Below are 17,075 nucleotides of genomic sequence, written 5' to 3'. Positions count from 1 at the left end.
CTTAATTTATTGCTAAGAATGTATGACAAATTCCTTTGATTTTAATATGAGCGCAAGATATTATGAGCGATTCTGCTTCTGATGGCTCCTCTCAACAGACTCCTGAAAGTGAAAAACTCGATTTGAGTACCAAACTTGCTTTTGGTGCTGGGGATTTGGGTACGGCGATCACTGCGATGATTGGGATTTCTTATTTGTCTCCCTTCCTCACAGATGTCGCTGGTTTAAGTCCCACATTAGCAGGACAAACCCAGCTGATCGGCAAAGTGTGGGATGCGGTTAACGATCCAATGGTGGGGGTGTTGAGCGATCGCACCCAAAGTCAGCAGGGAAGACGCTATCCCTGGATGATTTGGGGAGCAATTCCCTTTGGAGTCTTCTTTTTTTTGCAGTGGATTGTACCTCAGTTTAGTAATAACGATCAGGCGAATCAGTGGAGCTTGTTTTGGTATTACACTGCCATTTCGATTTTTTTTAATAGTTTTTATACAATCGTCAATTTACCATACACTGCTCTGACTGCAGAACTAACCCAAGACTACGACGAACGCACCAGTCTTAACAGTTTTCGCTTCACCTTTTCTATTGGCGGTAGCATTCTTGCTCTTATTATCGGTTTAGTCATCTCCCTGGTGATTCCTGGTAACCGCACTCAACAGTTTTTATTACTAGGAGCGATCTGTGCGGTTATCTCTGTTTTACCTGTGTATTGGTGTGTTTGGGGAACCAAAAAACGTGCTCAAGCTGTCGCAAAGTTACACCCCGAAACAGAGCAAACTGTCTCTATCCCGTTATTGCAGCAACTCAAAATTGCTTTTACCAATCGCGCTTTCTTATTTGTGGTGGGGATTTATCTGTGTTCTTGGTTAGCTGTGCAACTAACTGCGGGTATCATTCCTTACTTTGTCACCAGTTGGATGCGCCTTCCACAATGGCATATTAGCTTAGTGCTTTTGGCGGTGCAAGGAACTGCTATGTCTATGCTATTTGTTTGGAGTGCCATCAGCCGGCGCTATGGCAAACAAGCCGTGTACTTTATGGGCATGAGTTTGTGGATTATCGCCCAGGGAGGACTCTTTTTCGTACAGCCTGGTCAAGTTGTGTTGATGTACTTTTTAGCAGTCATGGCAGGTTTTGGCGTATCCGTGGCTTACTTAGTTCCCTGGTCAATGTTACCTGATATTATTGAACTGGATGAATTAAAAACAGGACAGCGGCGGGAAGGCATTTTTTATAGTTTCATAGTATTTGTGCAAAAAATCTGTTTGGGGATTGCAGTTAACGTTGTTTTACAACAATTGGGTACCGCTGGTTATATTAAACCCACAAACGAAATCCCGATACCAATCCAACCAGATTCGGTGTTAGAAGTCATTCGCTTTTCTATTGGTCCGATACCAGCGATCGCATTAATTTGTGGCGTCATTTTAACGTATTTCTACCCAATTACTCGTGAAATGCACGCGCAAATTTTACTGCAGCTTAAGGAACGTCAGAATAAAGTAGAGAATAGAGATTTTTAGTTGATTATTATTAGGACTTACGCACGAGTTACGAATGAACTTGATTGTGAGATTGCTTCCTTACGTCGCAATGACACAACTACGTTATTTTTGCGTAAGTCCTGATTATGTGATAGTTATTCCAATATCTTCCCAAGTCGTGCCCAAGTGGGGTTAAATTCTTCTGATTCCACATCAGTTTCTGATGTAGATTTGGTTATAGGTCTTATAAACCGCGCAGCAATCGCGGGCATTCAAACAATGGAAAATACATTATTCGATAAAATCTTCCGCGACAGCCAAGGTCAGATTGTTGTGGCTGAGCCACCAAACCCACCAATTATTGTGTGGGCTGTAGCTAGTTTACTCAAACTCATTTTTACAAGCGGCGAAATCAATACAGTGTTAGACGCTGTGGCTTTTGGCTCCTTGTTTACTTGGGCATGGGAGGAATTATTTCAAGGCGTTAATTACTTTCGCAGAGCACTAGGTCTTGTCGTGCTGATTGGCGTTGTTGGATCAAAGGTTTATCCCATAAGGTTTTGAAAAACAACGAATTTTGTCCACTGATTAATGTAAATGCTATACACCCTTCGGGTTCGGCAGTCGCTCATGGGGGAGACCCCCAAGACCGCGCTGCCTCACCAATCATTGGACAAAACTGGATCACTAGTATGTAAGCTCAAGACATAGCCAGATCTGATCGCTTTAATTTTTGGCTTAGTGTCACCGTCTTTCTACCCAATTAGCCGCGAAATCCAAGCGCAAAGATTACTGCAACTCAAGGAACGTCAGAATCATTAAGGTAAATATGGCGTAGGTTACAAAGCACTCAGTACGCAAAGCAACATGTATCTACGTCCAGCCTATCTTTTTATGGAAACATAAGGAAAGGCTGAACTCTAAGCCAACATGTCTATGTCGTTAGGGGTTGTAGCGCAAACACTACAGCTTCACTCCTGGAGGAATAAGCACTGTATCAATCGCATGAATCACGCCATTACTAGCTTTGACATCTGCTTTGGTAACTTTTGCCTTATCCACCGTTACACCATTCCCAACCTTAACGTTAAGTGGGCTACCTTCAACGCTATTCACCGAACCTGACTTGAGGCTTTTGGAATCAAGTGCACCAGATACGACATGATAGGTCAAAATCTTGGTCAAAGTTGCCTTGTTTTCTGGCTTGAGTAGTTTTTGCAAAGTTGCCTTTGGTAGCTTATTAAATGCAGCATCCGTGGGTGCAAACACGGTAAATGGACCAGTTCCAGACAGGGTTTCTACAAGACCAGCTTCCTTCACAGCCTTTACTAGGGTTTTGAAAGAACTATTAGAACTGGCAACATCGACAATTGTACCTGCACCAGTTGTTCCAGTTGTTGGAGCACCTGAGGTGGCTGGTTTGGTCGGTGCAGCTGAGGGAGTCTGGGCGAAAGTTGGAGTGCTGATCAAAAGACTGGCTGTAGCGATCGCTATACCAAGTGTTTTACCAAAAAAGTGTTGATTTTGTTGGATATTCATGGCTTTTAACTTTAGATGCGAATATTTTGTTACGAAGTTGTTTTGATTTTTAAAAGAGTAACATTTTGTAATACTACAGTTATTATTCCTGTAGTTAGATTTCTAAATCAATTTGGTACGGATTTACTTACTGCTGGGTTTAGGTAATCTGTCTGAGAATTTGTAATGATACTTAATATGAAGAAAAATAGTAAAACTCATTTAAGTAAACAAGATGGCAGCTCCAAGCTTACAGGAGATTTCTACCCAGTTAGAAAGTTCTAATTTGCGCGATCGCATGGTAGCCCTCGCCTCATTGAGGCATATTGCAGCAGAGGACGCACTTCCTTTGATTAAAAAAGTTTTGGATGACGAGTCTCTGCAACTGAGATCAATGGCAATCTTTGCTTTGGGAGTCAAGCAAACAGAAGAAAGTTACCCACTTTTGGTGCGAATCCTAGAAACTGACCCGGATTATGGTATACGTGCGGATGCTGCGGGTGCTTTAGGATATTTGGGTGATATTAGAGCTGTTGAACCCCTAATGCGAATATTTTATGAAGACACTGATTGGTTAGTACGGTTTAGCGCAGCTGTTTCACTTGGTAATCTCAAAGACAGTCGTGCCCGTGAAATCCTCATAAAAGCATTGGACAGTGAAGAAGTGATTTTACAACAAGCGGCGATCGCTGCATTAGGAGAAATCAAAGATATCGAGTCTGTGGATCTGATTTTGCGCTTTGCCCAATCAGATGATTGGTTAGTGCGTCAGCGTCTTGCAGAAGCCTTAGGTCAGCTTCCCAGTCCAAAAAGTATTTCAGCTTTAAAATACCTGGAAAAAGATAGTCACAACCACGTTGCTGAAGCAGCCAAATATTCCCTGAAACGCTTGGAGGAAGCAGGTTAAGCAAATAAACTAGGGGTATAAGGGTGTAACGGAAATACATTAACCAGGGGATAGGGAAAATGCATTTATTTTCCTATTCTTTTATTCCCCTACACACGCCAGATACCTACGGAGGGAAACCCTCCTGCAGTACTGGCTCCCCCACACCCCTACACCCCTACACCTTTGAATTTTGAATGTTTGAGAAGCGAGTGACTCCCTCCTGCTACTTTGGAAAATGAAAAGGATTTTGAAGCAAGGTAATTTCATTGATGAATATTGAAGAGTTTTTTGAGTTAAGCCCTGGTAAATGGTTTTCCCATCGTACCAGTCACGATTTGGCTTGTAAGCAATCAGAAAATGGCAAATCAGACACAATCATAGAAAGACTCAGTAGTGATCATCCAGAAGTAGTAAAACTGTGCCAACAGTACAATGTTGAGCATAGCCCCAATTGTTACGGTGCCAAAGTGACTTGGAATGCCACTATGGCAGGGAATGAAAAAAAACAGACTGGTTCTACAGTATTCGTTGCTATTCCAGATGAAGATAATCCCAATGAAGGCAAATTCCTGCGGGCAATGGATTCTCCTGGGAAAACCCCAGTTGTTGGACGCTACAAGATAGGCACTGATGACGCATTGACCTTTACAACAGAGTACGAAACCGTGTGCTATGAAGAACGCCTGTGGTTTGCTAGTCCCAATTTGCGGATGCGGGTGAGTGTGGTGAAACGTATTGATGGTTTTAGCACAGCTTCATTCACTTCTGAAATTCGCATGGGTGGAGGTCAACCTACAGCAAAAGTTTCTCAGGCAACTAACTCAGCCTCAAGTTAGGTGTTATAAGTGACAAAAAACTTACGGTGCTCAGAGTTCTGATTTAACTAGCCCCTATGATCAGGGGCTATATTTTTACTTAAGTATTAATGGAATTATGAATTTTATTTTTAATGTAATAAATATATAAGTCTACAGTAAAAGTACTGAGAATGTAATGATATCCTTGAGAACTGGATATTATTTTTACAGTGCAATTTGCCTGAAATCACACTTAAGATAGTGAAGATATTGTAAAAGGTTTTTATTCCTGACAAAGTAGAAATAAAGTCTACGCCACAAGTGCCTACCAAAAATTAGTCAGGGTCGTTTAAATCTGCCACACACCAATTAACAGAGCAAGTAACACAGCAGGAAAGAAAACTACTGAGAACTTTCGGGCGTTGGGTATTGGTGCATATACCTTCAATTTCGTAAACCATGTCAACTTTGACGTTCGATTCACATGGGAGGTTGGTTTGTGCTTATACGACTGGGAAAATTTATCTTTGCACAATTGGATCAAAGAATGTGTGATCTAGTTCACATGAAATGACTAATGACTTCGATTGATTTGTGACGAATGATTAAGGACTAGTAACTCATCCAAAATTGCATGACTTATACTGCTTCCATACAAGAGTTCATCTCTGAATTATTTCCCTTCAATCAACTGCCAACACGAGAACTGGCAAAATTAGTTCCAAAGTTTGAGATGTTACGCTACCACATGGGTCAGAGCGTTTTGGTGCGGGAACAAATGCCTTCTCAAATATTTATCATTTATCAAGGGCAAGCCCGCTTGCTGGGTTATGACCCGAATGCTCAGATGCCTGAAACGCTGCAATTAGTTCAAAAAGGAGAAATCCTGGGTTGGACTAGTTTAATTAGAGGGATTCCATGCGAAACAGTCATAGCCTCTACAGAAACCATTTGTCTGACTCTAAGCGCCACAGAGTTTTTAGCGTTGCTGAGTTATTCTCCTGCTATTTCTATTTGCTTTGAAAATCGCTGTACTGCGGTTGAAGTTTTTGAACTACTGAGTACTGAGTTAGCAAAGCGAGCTGATAGTGAAACTGTTTTGGCTTCATATGGTGCAACAGATATCAAAGAACTGACCCTCAAAGTTTTAGACGAAGCAGTTGTCTGCACGTTCCTAGAAGAGACAATACCTTTGGATCACCTAGATCCTCAATTGGTGTGGTTTGTCAGTGGTGGGATACTTAAAGATTTTCCTGTGGGAACCCGCTTACAACTAAACGATGTCATGACATATCTAGAGGTACAAACTTTTGGTTATGTTCGCTTAGTCGGTTTGCCTCGGGCAACCCTTTCTGCCTCTGCATCTATATCTAGAACCAAAGATTCCTTAAGGATAGACTCTTTACTACAACAAGTACCATTAGCACCAGAGCATCCTTATAGGTTAGAAAAACCATCAGATACTCAATCACAGCCAAAATATCCTCATGTTCATGGTAGAGGTCCTCTAAAGGCGACTTTAGCTTGCTTCCAAATGCTGAGCCAGCATTTAAATATACCCTTTCGCCGAGATGTGATTGATCAAATCCTCAACAACCAGATTTCGCGCACTCAAACTCTTTCACTACAGCTTTGCGGTGCTGTTTGTGAACTGATTGGGTTAAATACTCAAATGATAAACGTGTCAGCAAAAGCAATCACAAAACTGGAAGCTCCAGCTATGATTCGCTGGCAAGATACTTTCGCTATCCTTTATGAAATTAGCGAGAAAAAGCTAGTCCTGGGTGTACCAGAAGTTGGGATTGTCCAGCAAGATCCTGACCATTTTGTTGAAAACTGGGGTCAAGAAGGTCAGGTATTGCTGCTGAAAGTTGCCAAGTATACTCCTAGAAAGCGATTTAGTTTAAGTTGGTTTGTCCCTTCTCTAATCAAATATCGCAAAGTTCTCTTGGAAGTTCTGATTGCTTCTTTTTTTGTCCAAGTGTTTGGTCTGGCTAATCCCTTAATCATCCAGATTATTATTGACAAAGTGATTATTCAGAACGGCTTTGAAACCCTGAATGTATTGGGGGTTTTGCTCTTAATCATGGCTGTTTTTGAAGGACTTTTAACGAGTGTCCGCACCTATCTTTTTGTTGATACGACTAACCGGATTGACTTGACTTTAGGCTCAGAAATTATTGACCGTTTGTTTCGTTTACCCTTGCGCTATTTTGAACGACGTCCTGTGGGGGAGTTAGCCACTCGCGCCAGTGAACTGGAAAATATTCGGTCTTTTATGACGGGTACTGCTTTAACAGTGGTGTTGGACGCAGTTTTTTCGACAATCTACATCCTGGTGATGGTGGTTTACAGTTGGATGTTGACTCTTGTGGCTTTGGCGACTGTACCCTTGTTTGCTTTTATGACGATACTTTTTTCCTCGATCATGCGCCGCCAACTGCGTTTTAAGGCTGAACGTTACTCTGAAACTCAATCTTATTTAGTCGAGGCGCTGTCAGGTATTCAAACAGTCAAAGCCCAAAATATTGAATTGCGATCGCGCTGGCGCTGGCAAGAATATTACAGTAATTATGTCACCGCTGGATTCCAAACTGTTGTTACTTCCACGGCTGCTAGTGTCACCAGCAATTTTCTTAACCAAGTCTCTTCCTTACTTGTGTTATGGGTAGGAGCGTATTTAGTCCTCAAAGGACAACTCACCTTAGGACAACTGATTGCCTTTCGGATTATTTCTGGCTACGTTACCGCTCCTTTATTACGATTAACCCAATTGTGGCAGAACTTTCAACAAACGGGGCTTTCTCTAGAACGCCTTGCAGATATCTTGGATACTCCCTCAGAAGTTGATGAAGACAGTCAAAACATTCCTCTACCTGCTATTGATGGTACTGTCAAGTTTGAAAACGTCTGCTTTCGCTTCACACCAACTTCTCCACTTCAGTTGAATAATATTAACCTGGATTTCCCAAGCGGAAAATTTGTCGGTATTGTCGGACAAAGTGGTTCTGGTAAAAGCACTTTGATGAAACTTTTACCACGACTGTATGACTTAGAGTCTGGCAGAATTTTCATCGATGGCTACGACATCTCCAAAATAGAACTTTATTCCCTGCGCCGTCAGATTGGTATGGTGCTTCAAGACTCACTTTTGTTTGACGGAACCATACAGGAAAATATTGCGCTGACAAATCCTGACGCCACAACTGATGAAATTATGACAGCAAGCAAAGTTGCTGCAGCTCATGACTTTATTATGTCTTTGCCCAATGGCTATAACACCAGAGTCGGAGAGAGAGGCTCATCCTTATCTGGAGGACAGCGACAGCGTATTGCTATTGCTCGTACAGTCTTACAAAACCCCCGCTTGTTGATTCTTGATGAAGCAACCAGTGCTCTAGATTATCAATCGGAACGGCAAGTTTGTGACAACTTGGCGGAAGCATTTAGACGACGAACAGTGTTTTTTATTACTCATCGTTTAAGTACAATCAAGAACGCTGACATCATTTTGCTACTCGAAAAAGGGTTAGTTGCAGAACAGGGAACCCACAATGAATTGATGGCACAAAAAGGACGTTACTACTGCCTTTATCAACAACAAGAAGCACAGCTTTAAATCAGTGAACAGTGAGTCCAGTGCTGCAGGAGGGTTTCCCTCCGTAGGCATCTGGTGAGACAGCGCTGCAGGAGGGTCTCCCTCCGTAGGCGACTGCGTTCGCGTAGCGTCTCCGCAGGAGATACCCGAAGGGCGAACCCGAAGGGTGAACAGTGAACAGTAAACAGTAAACAGTACCAGCCGCAGTGAACAGTGAACAAGGGGTGGACGAGTCCGTTTCCTACCTGATAACTGATAACTGATAACTGGTAACTGATAACTGATAACTGATAAAAACTACGGCTATGAGTGAATTGAAAGCAATGAAACTTGATCACAAGCGTGTTGTCTCTGGAAAAATACTAGAGACTGAGATTAAAGTACCTGTACAAATTGTCCAACAGAACGAATCTACACCATCTGTTGTGCTGAAACAGTCGCCTTTATTCTCACGGGTGATTCTTTGGGGACTGATGGGAATGACAACTTTGGTGGTGATTTGGGCAAATTTTGCCAAAATTGACGAAGCAGTTCCAGCTCAGGGTAAACTTGAACCTCAAGGTACTGTAAAGGAAATACAAACACCTGTGAACGGGGTTGTGAAAGCTGTTTATGTTAAGGATGGGCAAAAGGTACACCGTGGCGATGTACTGTTAAGGCTGGATCCAACAACAGCGCGATCGCAACTGCTTTCTCTACAGAAAAATCGCAACACATTAATGCAGGAAGTTCAATTTTACCGTACCCAACTTGTTGCCAAAAATGCTTTATCAAATCCGCAATTCATTGAGCGAACTAATCTCCCTCCAGAGATAGCTTCTTTGACAAAAAATCGAATAGCGCTGATAGCCGAAAATCGATTGTATCGTGCTCAGTTGAGTGAAAACTCTCAAAATGTTCAGTTAGCGCCAGAGGAAGAAGCTCGTCTAGAATTTAGCAAAGCAGAATTAAACTCTCGACTCGCCGATGCTAAATTGGAAACAGAAAAATTAGAAAGACAGCTTACTCAAGCGCAAATTCAGTTCTCCTCTGCTAAACAAGTTAAGGATGTTAGTCAGACCATTCTTAATGGTATTGAACCACTTGCTAAACAAGGAGGAATTTCTCGCGTACAATACCTCAAGCAAAAACAGGAAGTGAGTCAGCAGCAAGCTGAAATGGAACAGTTAAGGCAGGAGCAAGCGCGTTTACAATATGCGATCGCCCAATCAAAAGAAAAGCTCCTAAATACAATGTCTGGAGCAAAAAAGGATTTACTCACAAAAATTGCTGACAATGAAAAACAAATTGCGACTGTTGATAGAGACTTGAACAAAGCAATCATAGAAAATCAGAAGCAGATTACTGAAATTGACAGTCAGATTAGCCAAGCTCAAGTCACTTTACAATATCAAGAACTGCGTGCTCCATCTGATGGAATTGTTTTCGACCTCAAAGCCAAGTCTCCCGGATTTGTTGCTAGTTCTAGTCAAGCAGTGCTCAAAATTGTCCCTGATGAAGCTCTCACGGCTAAAGTTTTTCTCACCAATAAAGACATTGGTTTTGTGAGAAAAGGAATGAAAGTCAACATTAGAATTGACTCTTTCCCCTTTAGTGAGTTTGGCGATATTAAAGGTGAGTTAGTTTGGATTGGTTCTGATGCCTTGCCACCTGAACAAGTTCGTCCTTATGAGAGTTTCCCTGCTAAAATACGCTTAGATAAACAATTTTTGCGTGTTAACAATCAGGAATTACCTCTGCAATCAGGGATGTCAATCAGTGCAAATATTAAGGTGCGTAATCGTACTGTCATGAGCATTTTCAGCGATTTGTTTACCAAGCAAGTTGATAGCCTCAAGTCTGTAAGGTAACAAAGAATTACAATGCATGCAAAAGTACTGCGGCTGCGAGTACGGGAATTCCCCTATTTGGCAAGCTAGTAAGTAAGTCAACCAAATTAAACATAAGATTTACGTAGGGTGCGTTAACGGAGTGTAACGCACCCTTTTACCGTCAAATGTATACCCTGCAAGAATTAGAGGTATTGGAAGGATAATATTGCCAAATTGAATTAGAAGCATAAGCACGTAAAAACGGCAATATTATGGTTCCGCCGACAGTAAGGATTATAGCCGTCATCGATTATTGAAATAAAATAATGCTCGAGAATCGAAAATTCGGGAATTTAGACTGGCGCTGTTGAAGATAAACTACAGCGATTCTCATTGTTTGGCAATAGGGACGCAGCATATTATTCCCCGTTAATTTATATTGAGAAGGTTTCATGCGCTTATCTACAATCTTTACTCGATTGATATGGGGATATATTTCGCTCTTTAGTTTGTGGATTCTGGTGCGTCTGGTTTTCTTTGACCGCTTCTGGTGGTTAGCGTTGATTAATACTGTAGCGTTATATATTTTTGTCCCACTATTACTCTTTTTACCCGTTGCGTTTTTCTATCGTCGATGGAGATGTTTATTGGGACTTTGTTTTCCCCTTGGTGTTTTTTTGGCGTTTTACGGCCCGCTTTTTTTTCCATCGTTACCAGTTGCGCTAGCGCAGGACTCGCGCCAAATTACGGTAATGTCGTTTAACATGCTTTTTGCCAATACCGATTTTGATGAAATCGCGAGAATGGTCAACGCGAATTCTCCCGATATCATCGGTTTACAGGAAGTACCGGAGAATGGTGATAAATCTCTTTTAGAAAAATTTGCTTCTACTTATCCTTATCATGCGTTTCTTCCTATTGAGAACACTCACAATGTCGGAATTTTGAGCCGTTTTCCGATTCAGGAAGTTACAGCTTTGCCAAAACCTCTTGAACGCGCATTTCAAGCGACAGTGCTTGTGGATGGTAAGCGACATTTACAGGTAATTGTCTCTCATCTAATACCCAACTATCCTATGAGCGATGCTGTGAGATTAGCTCAAGGTTGGTATGATATTCGCGCAGCACAAGCTTCTTATATTGCCAATCTTGTTAAGCAGCGCAAAGTACCAAATCTTATGATATGCGACTGTAATTTTACTGAGTCATCTGAAACTTATATGCTGACGCGCAAAGCAATGCACGATAGCTTTTATGATGTGGGATGGGGTTTTGGACACACGATGACAGGTCCGTTTTTCCCTGTAGGACGCATTGATTATATTTGGTATACAAAAGAGTTACAGCCTATTGAGGCTTATGTCCCTTCTGGAGGTGGTTCTGACCATCTTGCGGTAATCGCAAAATTGGCGATTAGGTAATGGGGAGAGGGGAGGTTTCAAGGGTAAGTATTTAACGCATTTCCGCTGCGTCTCATCGAGACTATGTTGAGTCAGAATTTAGCCTTGCCTTTCCCAAGGTATCTGCACAAGTGCTCAATCAATTTTTGCAACAGCGCCAAACTCAAAACGAAAATACTGTGATTCGTGCGCTTCGAGAGTGGATTCAAACTAACTAGTACAGCACGGCGTAAATAAACCAAGTATTAGACAGCTAACACTTTACCCTTATATGTCCACTGAAAAGGTTTAGCCATTGTTTTATTAAAGTAGTCGATAAATTCAAGAATTCGGGTTTTTAGGTCATCCTGACTCTTGAAGCTAGCACGCTGAAGTAACTTACGAACCAAAATACTGAACCAAATTTCAATCTGGTTGAGCCAAGAAGAGTGTTTAGGGGTGTAATGGAAAACAATTCGATGTGTTTTGTCACTTAAAAAAGCAGCACGGGATTTCATGGATTTGAGTATTCCCCTTTTTCCTTTAATACCCAGATCGATATTCAAACCTTCTTTTTCTGCAACCAAACGAACCAGCGATTCAGACTGATGCGTATTCAGACAATCCATGATTAGATGCCATTTTTTAGCATTGGGTTCACTTTCAATGATTCGACGAATATTGAGAACAAAATCAACTTCTGTTCGAGAATCTCCACAAGTAGGCTCGATAATCTTACCAGTAGCGACATCAAAATTAGCAATTAAACTCTGTGTACCGTGACGAATATACTCAAACTCCCTTCTTTCAACTTTACCAGGTCGCATCGGTAAATCTTTTTCTAGACGCTCTGTAGCTTGAATACCCGTCATTTCATCAATTGATATTGTACGCTCTGCGTTTTGATAACGTTCAATCGCACTTATGTATAAACCAGTAATATCTTCAACTTTTACGTCAAATTCTTCGTCCTTAGGGGGGGGTTAACCAGTAACTACTCTGGTGGGGTTTAAGTTCTGCCTCTTCTAGTAATCTTCCAACATGGCGGACAGATATGCTTTCAATAATCCCTTGCTTTATAATTTCGTCTGCTAGTTCTCTTGGTGTCCAATGACTTATTGGTCGTCCGTAGTCTTCGGGTTTTGAACATGCAAGGGCAAACAGTTTGATTACTTGCTCCATACTAAATTTTACTGGTGCCCCAATACGCTCCGAATCTCGTAGTCTCTCAAAAGTAGGCAACTTTTTATCGCTAGTTTTAAACCATCGGTTTCGCCATAAACGAGCCATATCCAGACTTATATTTAATGTTCGAGCAATTTCGCCATTATTTTTCCCCTCTGACGCTAGAAGAATTATTTTTGCACGTAGTACTATTTGTTGCCCTGTATTGTGTCGGTTTACCAACTCTTGCAGTTCTGAGCGATCGCCATCGCTTAAGTTTAATTGTTTTGGAGCTAATCCTGCCACATCCTAATTCTCCGCTTCTCAGCAAAAACTACTTTTAATCTAATTACTCATTCTCCCACAGTAATACCTGGTTAACTTACGCCGTGCTGTACTAGTAGTCCACGACACCAACTTTGCTTATTCTTCTTTCTCTTCCTTTGCGTTCTTGGCGCCTTGGCGGTTCGTTCTTAACCAATGTTAAATATGTAATAAGTTAGCAAGTACTTGCGGCAGCGGCAACACAATTACGATTAACAAAGCCATTGCTAGCAATCCCGCTATATCACGCTTATTATCAAGTTCTGTTACATCATTTAAAGCAGGTTCATCAATCAATGGTAAGAACAATAAAATAAGTGCCCACGGAAAAAATTCTGGCTGTATCAAAGAAAGTAGCAGCAGTAACAAGCGAGAAATTTGACCAATAACAACTGCTGTTCTTTGTCCAAACATCGCATGGACTATGTGACCTCCATCTAGTTGTCCTACTGGCATTAAATTTAGTGCTGTTACAATTAGTCCTAAAAAACCAGCGACTGCGACTGGATGCATATGAATAGCTGAGTTTGATGTTAGCTGACTTCCCAGAGCTAGCTTTGAAAGTAGCGCCAGTAAAATTGAATATTGGGGATTGAGCGCATTCGTATTGAGCAATCCTGTTTTTTCTGGCTGGGCAACTATGTCGGAATGAGCCAAACCCCATACCAGAAGTGGTAAGGTCATGATAAACCCAGCAAGAGGTCCTGCGATACTGACGTCGAATAAAGCTTTGCGGTTGGGAATTGGACTACGCATTTGAATAAATGCACCGAAAGTTCCCAAAAACAAAGGCATTGGGATAAAGTAAGGCAGGGTTGAACGAATTTTGTAGAATCGTGCCGTTAAGTAGTGACAAAGTTCGTGCGTACCCAGAATTGTTATCAAGGCTAAGGCATAAGGCAATCCCTTGAGAAGTTCGGCTGGATTGGATGTAAGCATTGTAGGATTGACACCAGCAAATCGCACACCCACCAAGGTAGTCGTTACCAATGTCAGTGCTAGGAGTATGAGCGCTAATCCTGGTCGTGTTATCTTTTGTTGAGCGCGACTATTAGGTTTTGCCAATTGAGGATTAGGAACAAGCACGAAGAAAGGTTTACTACTGAAACCTTCTTGAAAGATGATGAGAAAGCGATCGCCAAATTCTTTCTCAACATTTGCCTTAATCCGCTCGTAGGCGTTGCCTGGTGTCGTCCTCAATTGACCTCGACAAATGATTGCCTGGGGTCGATACTCAATGTTTTGAATGTAGTATACAGACCAGGGAAAACAATTTCTTAGCTGGGTTTCTTCCGTTGGGTCAATGGGACGCACTGGTGCTGGTTCTGCGATATTATGTATATCCGGTTGTGATTGTGGTACTTTTTGTGGTTCAGTATGAGTCCCCTTTAGCGAGTGACGCCCCCACTGAAACAATACCCAGTATAACAGAGGACAGACAATTAAAGGCCAAATCATCAACGCTTTTGGCGGAGGTTGTTTTGCCCCGTATGCTATTGTCCAAGTTGTCCATAGCAGTGCTGGTATCATGAGTACTAGCCACAACAGCCACACAGGCGTTTTGGTGATTTGAGCAACACTGCGCTGCAGCATCCAATAAGTGATTAGTCCCAGTAGAAGAAGAAACCAAAAATTCATGTGACTTTCAGTTGTTTTAAGATGTTAAATCTTGCTTGTCGTCAAGCGCTTTGCAGCCCCAACCACAAGCATATGCCCCCAAAATTCAATTTTTCTGACAACAGTCAACAGTCCTGGTAAATTTTGCGTTTCTACTTCAATTGTCCAACACTGTCACCTGATTTTCGACAACTCCTCATCTAACAGTTTTTCTCATGTGTTCCTTGCCTCAAGAGTCCAATAATTATACGGCAAAGCTACCACGAGCGGTCTTCTCTAACGAAGTCCTGATTTGTGAAAACCCCCGCTCGGATTTGGTCCTAAGTACAATTTTTGCATTTCCACCAAACAGAGACACATTAGGGGGGACTGCTTATTTTATTGTAAGAAACGAAGGCAATATTCTCATAGATTGTCCAGCTTGGGATCAAATTCATCAAGATTTTTTGCAATCGCATGGAGGAGTCCGCCACCTATTTCTGACTCATCGAGACGCTATTGGCAAAACAGCAGAAATTCAGAAAACTTTCAGTTGTGAAGTTTTGATTCAGGAGCAAGAAGCTTACTTATTACCCGGAGTAGATGTAACTACCTTTAATATAGATTTTACCTTAAATTCAACAGCGCAATTAATTTGGACACCTGGTCATTCTCCTGGCTCATCAAGTCTATACTACCAAGAGCGAGGAGGCGTACTATTTACCGGACGTCATATCCTCCCCAACCAGCAAGGTGAACCTGTACCCCTACGAAGGGCTAAAACTTTTCACTGGTTCCGACAAATCAAAAGTGTCAAGTTACTATTAGAGCGGTTCACGCCAGAAACACTACAATACATTTGCCCTGGCGCTAACACAGGCTTTCTCCGGGGAAAGCGCGTTATCGATAATGCTTATACGCGTTTGGCTTGTGTTGATTTAACTGTGTTAAGACAAGCACAAGCGATGTTTTGAGAAAGTACATTCGCAGCAAGTCATCATAAAGTGAGCAAAAGTGAGTAATTGTTAGGGTTGTAGCTGCTGTTGATGTTCCCCTGCTTTCTCACTCCCTCACTCCCAGCCTACGGCTCGCTGCGCTAACACTCCCTATCCTCTTCTCATGCTGCGCCTGCTACTACAGAGTTTTTCGCCAAAAGTTCTATAGCTGCTTGATATTGAACATCTGCTTCTGTGCCAATCTGTTCGCGAGTGATTGGTTCAGAGGAAATCAATTTGTCTGGCTTTATACCCAGTTTATTGATATCGCGGTGGTTGGGGGTTTCATACTTAGCAATAGTCACAGCTAAGCCAGAACCATCGGATAATTCAAATAAGGACTGGATTAAACCCTTGCCAAAGGTGGTTTCTCCTACTAAAGTCGCACGACCATTATCTTGCAACGCACCAGCAAGAATCTCGCTAGCACTGGCGCTTCCTTGATTGACCAAAACCACTAGTGGATCACGAGTCATGGCTGGGCCAAATGCTTCAAAGCTCCCCTGAGTGCCTTGACGATTCACTGTGTAAACAATGGTACCAGATTCTAACCACAAGCGGGCAATCTCAACTCCAGCTTGTAATAGTCCGCCTGGGTTATTTCGCAAATCGAGAATGTAGGCATCAGCGCCTTTTTTTTCTAAACTGGAAATAGCATGTGCTAACTCCATAGGAGCATTGGCGTTAAACTGTGTGAGGCGAAGATAGCCGATAGACTTTCCTTGAGGGAAAGAGCGTAGTTCTGCTACGACTGGGTTGAGTGCAATGCGATCGCGCACCAGTTGAACTTGCCATTCTTCCTTGTCTCGTTGCATGAACAAAGTAACAGAACTACCAATCGCCCCCCGCATTTTGGCTGCAGCTTCGTCAAGGGTAAGTTTTTGTGTGGAGATACCCTCAATTTTTAAGATGCGATCGCGCGGTCTAATTCCAGCTTTTTCTGCTGGTGAACCTGCTATGGGGGCCAAAACCTCTAATAAACCCGTCTCGGCATTGAGAGCGATTTGCAATCCAACTCCTGTGAGTTCCCCAGAAGTATTGACCTGTAGACTGCGGTACTGTTCTGGATTTAAAAAACGGGTAAAAGGGTCGTCAAGACTCTGGAGCATGTTTTGAATTGCTGAATAAGCAGATTGGTCATCTTTGAGCGGCTTTGCCAGAGCCTTTTGCCGTACCGACGCCCAGTTTTGATGATTAAATGTTTCATCCAAATATGTCCGATTAACAATTCTCCACACTTGTGCTACTAGCTTTTGTTCGTCGCTCAAAGCCAAGGCAGGTTGACAAAAACCGCAAAAACCTACCCAAAACGCCAATAACAGGGATAATCCCGCCCGAAAAACTTTCTTCTGCATGAATCCCATTTTTACTTCCACTTTCAACCCAAATTGCCAGAGTTTGCCTAAGCGTCTTTACTTTTTGATGAAATCTGTCTCTCGACTATGTTACTTTTTTTATAGAAGTGGTGCATTGCTCTCATCTAATTGTTCAGTCAAGATCAAATTAAAGAGCGCACATTC

13 protein-coding genes are annotated in these 17,075 nt (G+C 42.1%); 8 read left to right on the top strand and 5 right to left on the bottom strand.

All coding sequences use genetic code 11. The features are described 5' to 3' along the window. Positions 1-62: 62 nt before the first annotated feature. Together DP114_RS22820 and DP114_RS22815 are read left to right on the top strand one after the other, a co-directional pair. Positions 63-1,523 (top strand): MFS transporter, encoded by a 1,461-nt coding sequence (locus tag DP114_RS22820; protein WP_169267436.1) that lies wholly within the window; start codon positions 63-65, stop codon positions 1,521-1,523. 240 nt (positions 1,524-1,763) lie between these two features. Then, positions 1,764-2,048: a hypothetical protein gene (locus DP114_RS22815; RefSeq protein WP_169267435.1), complete on the top strand. Its 285-nt coding sequence runs from the start codon at positions 1,764-1,766 to the stop codon at positions 2,046-2,048. A 399-nt stretch (positions 2,049-2,447) separates the two neighbouring features. Here DP114_RS22815 and DP114_RS22810 read toward each other — a convergent pair whose 3' ends face one another. Beyond that, positions 2,448-3,023: a fasciclin domain-containing protein gene (locus DP114_RS22810; RefSeq protein ID WP_169267434.1), complete on the bottom strand. Its 576-nt coding sequence runs from the start codon at positions 3,021-3,023 to the stop codon at positions 2,448-2,450. Positions 3,024-3,237: 214 nt separating this feature from the next. Between DP114_RS22810 and DP114_RS22805 the strand changes: the two genes are divergently transcribed. The 5 genes from DP114_RS22805 to DP114_RS22785 all read left to right on the top strand — a co-directional run bounded on the left by DP114_RS22805 (position 3,238) and on the right by DP114_RS22785 (position 11,518). Beyond that, positions 3,238-3,909 (top strand): HEAT repeat domain-containing protein, encoded by a 672-nt coding sequence (locus DP114_RS22805; RefSeq protein ID WP_171977205.1) that lies wholly within the window; start codon positions 3,238-3,240, stop codon positions 3,907-3,909. Positions 3,910-4,160: 251 nt separating this feature from the next. Then, positions 4,161-4,727, top strand: a complete 567-nt coding sequence (locus tag DP114_RS22800; RefSeq protein WP_169267433.1) for a phycobiliprotein lyase — start codon at positions 4,161-4,163, stop codon at positions 4,725-4,727. A gap of 595 nt (positions 4,728-5,322) precedes the next feature. After that, the gene (locus DP114_RS22795) at positions 5,323-8,307 is read left to right on the top strand and encodes a peptidase domain-containing ABC transporter (protein WP_171977204.1); all 2,985 of its coding nucleotides are present in this window, start codon (positions 5,323-5,325) and stop codon (positions 8,305-8,307) included. Positions 8,308-8,609: 302 nt separating this feature from the next. After that, the gene (locus DP114_RS22790) at positions 8,610-10,136 is read left to right on the top strand and encodes a putative HlyD family type I secretion protein (protein WP_246162668.1); all 1,527 of its coding nucleotides are present in this window, start codon (positions 8,610-8,612) and stop codon (positions 10,134-10,136) included. Between the two features lie 713 nt (positions 10,137-10,849). Next, positions 10,850-11,518 carry an endonuclease/exonuclease/phosphatase family protein gene (locus tag DP114_RS22785; protein WP_171977202.1) on the top strand — a complete coding sequence of 223 codons (669 nt, stop codon included), beginning with the start codon at positions 10,850-10,852 and terminating at the stop codon, positions 11,516-11,518. A gap of 224 nt (positions 11,519-11,742) precedes the next feature. On the opposite strand, the gene DP114_RS22780 is transcribed toward DP114_RS22785, so the two are convergent. The 3 genes from DP114_RS22780 to DP114_RS22770 all read right to left on the bottom strand — a co-directional run bounded on the left by DP114_RS22780 (position 11,743) and on the right by DP114_RS22770 (position 14,602). After that, positions 11,743-12,363 carry a transposase gene (locus DP114_RS22780; RefSeq protein ID WP_256379390.1) on the bottom strand — a complete coding sequence of 207 codons (621 nt, stop codon included), beginning with the start codon at positions 12,361-12,363 and terminating at the stop codon, positions 11,743-11,745. 85 nt (positions 12,364-12,448) lie between these two features. Then, positions 12,449-12,946, bottom strand: a complete 498-nt coding sequence (locus DP114_RS22775) for a helix-turn-helix domain-containing protein (RefSeq protein ID WP_169263472.1) — start codon at positions 12,944-12,946, stop codon at positions 12,449-12,451. Between the two features lie 177 nt (positions 12,947-13,123). After that, on the bottom strand, positions 13,124-14,602 hold the full coding sequence (locus DP114_RS22770; protein ID WP_171977201.1) for a site-2 protease family protein: 1,479 nt from the start codon (positions 14,600-14,602) through the stop codon (positions 13,124-13,126). Between the two features lie 194 nt (positions 14,603-14,796). Between DP114_RS22770 and DP114_RS22765 the strand changes: the two genes are divergently transcribed. Continuing rightward, positions 14,797-15,534: an MBL fold metallo-hydrolase gene (locus DP114_RS22765; protein ID WP_171977200.1), complete on the top strand. Its 738-nt coding sequence runs from the start codon at positions 14,797-14,799 to the stop codon at positions 15,532-15,534. Between the two features lie 143 nt (positions 15,535-15,677). Here the strand turns inward: DP114_RS22765 and ctpA are convergent, their stop codons facing one another. Beyond that, positions 15,678-16,919 (bottom strand): carboxyl-terminal processing protease CtpA, encoded by a 1,242-nt coding sequence (ctpA, locus tag DP114_RS22760; protein WP_171977199.1) that lies wholly within the window; start codon positions 16,917-16,919, stop codon positions 15,678-15,680. Between the last annotated feature and the right edge of the window lie 156 nt (positions 16,920-17,075).

This window comes from Brasilonema sennae CENA114 (assembly GCF_006968745.1).
GTDB classification, from domain to species: domain Bacteria; phylum Cyanobacteriota; class Cyanobacteriia; order Cyanobacteriales; family Nostocaceae; genus Brasilonema; species Brasilonema sennae.
This window is presented reverse-complemented; position numbering and strand designations above follow the sequence as displayed.

What these genes read in the sequence shown, in the direction of transcription:
- DP114_RS22815 (WP_169267435.1), top strand. Translation starts at nt 1,764, where the DNA reads ATGGAAAATACATTATTCGATAAAATCTTCCGCGACAGCCAAGGTCAG.
- DP114_RS22810 (WP_169267434.1), bottom strand. Translation starts at nt 3,023, where the DNA reads ATGAATATCCAACAAAATCAACACTTTTTTGGTAAAACACTTGGTATA.
- DP114_RS22765 (WP_171977200.1), top strand. Translation starts at nt 14,797, where the DNA reads ATGTGTTCCTTGCCTCAAGAGTCCAATAATTATACGGCAAAGCTACCA.
- DP114_RS22785 (WP_171977202.1), top strand. Translation starts at nt 10,850, where the DNA reads ATGTCGTTTAACATGCTTTTTGCCAATACCGATTTTGATGAAATCGCG.
- DP114_RS22770 (WP_171977201.1), bottom strand. Translation starts at nt 14,602, where the DNA reads ATGAATTTTTGGTTTCTTCTTCTACTGGGACTAATCACTTATTGGATG.
- DP114_RS22800 (WP_169267433.1), top strand. Translation starts at nt 4,161, where the DNA reads ATGAATATTGAAGAGTTTTTTGAGTTAAGCCCTGGTAAATGGTTTTCC.
- DP114_RS22820 (WP_169267436.1), top strand. Translation starts at nt 63, where the DNA reads ATGAGCGATTCTGCTTCTGATGGCTCCTCTCAACAGACTCCTGAAAGT.
- DP114_RS22790 (WP_246162668.1), top strand. Translation starts at nt 8,610, where the DNA reads ATGAAACTTGATCACAAGCGTGTTGTCTCTGGAAAAATACTAGAGACT.
- DP114_RS22795 (WP_171977204.1), top strand. Translation starts at nt 5,323, where the DNA reads ATGACTTATACTGCTTCCATACAAGAGTTCATCTCTGAATTATTTCCC.
- ctpA (WP_171977199.1), bottom strand. Translation starts at nt 16,919, where the DNA reads ATGGGATTCATGCAGAAGAAAGTTTTTCGGGCGGGATTATCCCTGTTA.
- DP114_RS22805 (WP_171977205.1), top strand. Translation starts at nt 3,238, where the DNA reads ATGGCAGCTCCAAGCTTACAGGAGATTTCTACCCAGTTAGAAAGTTCT.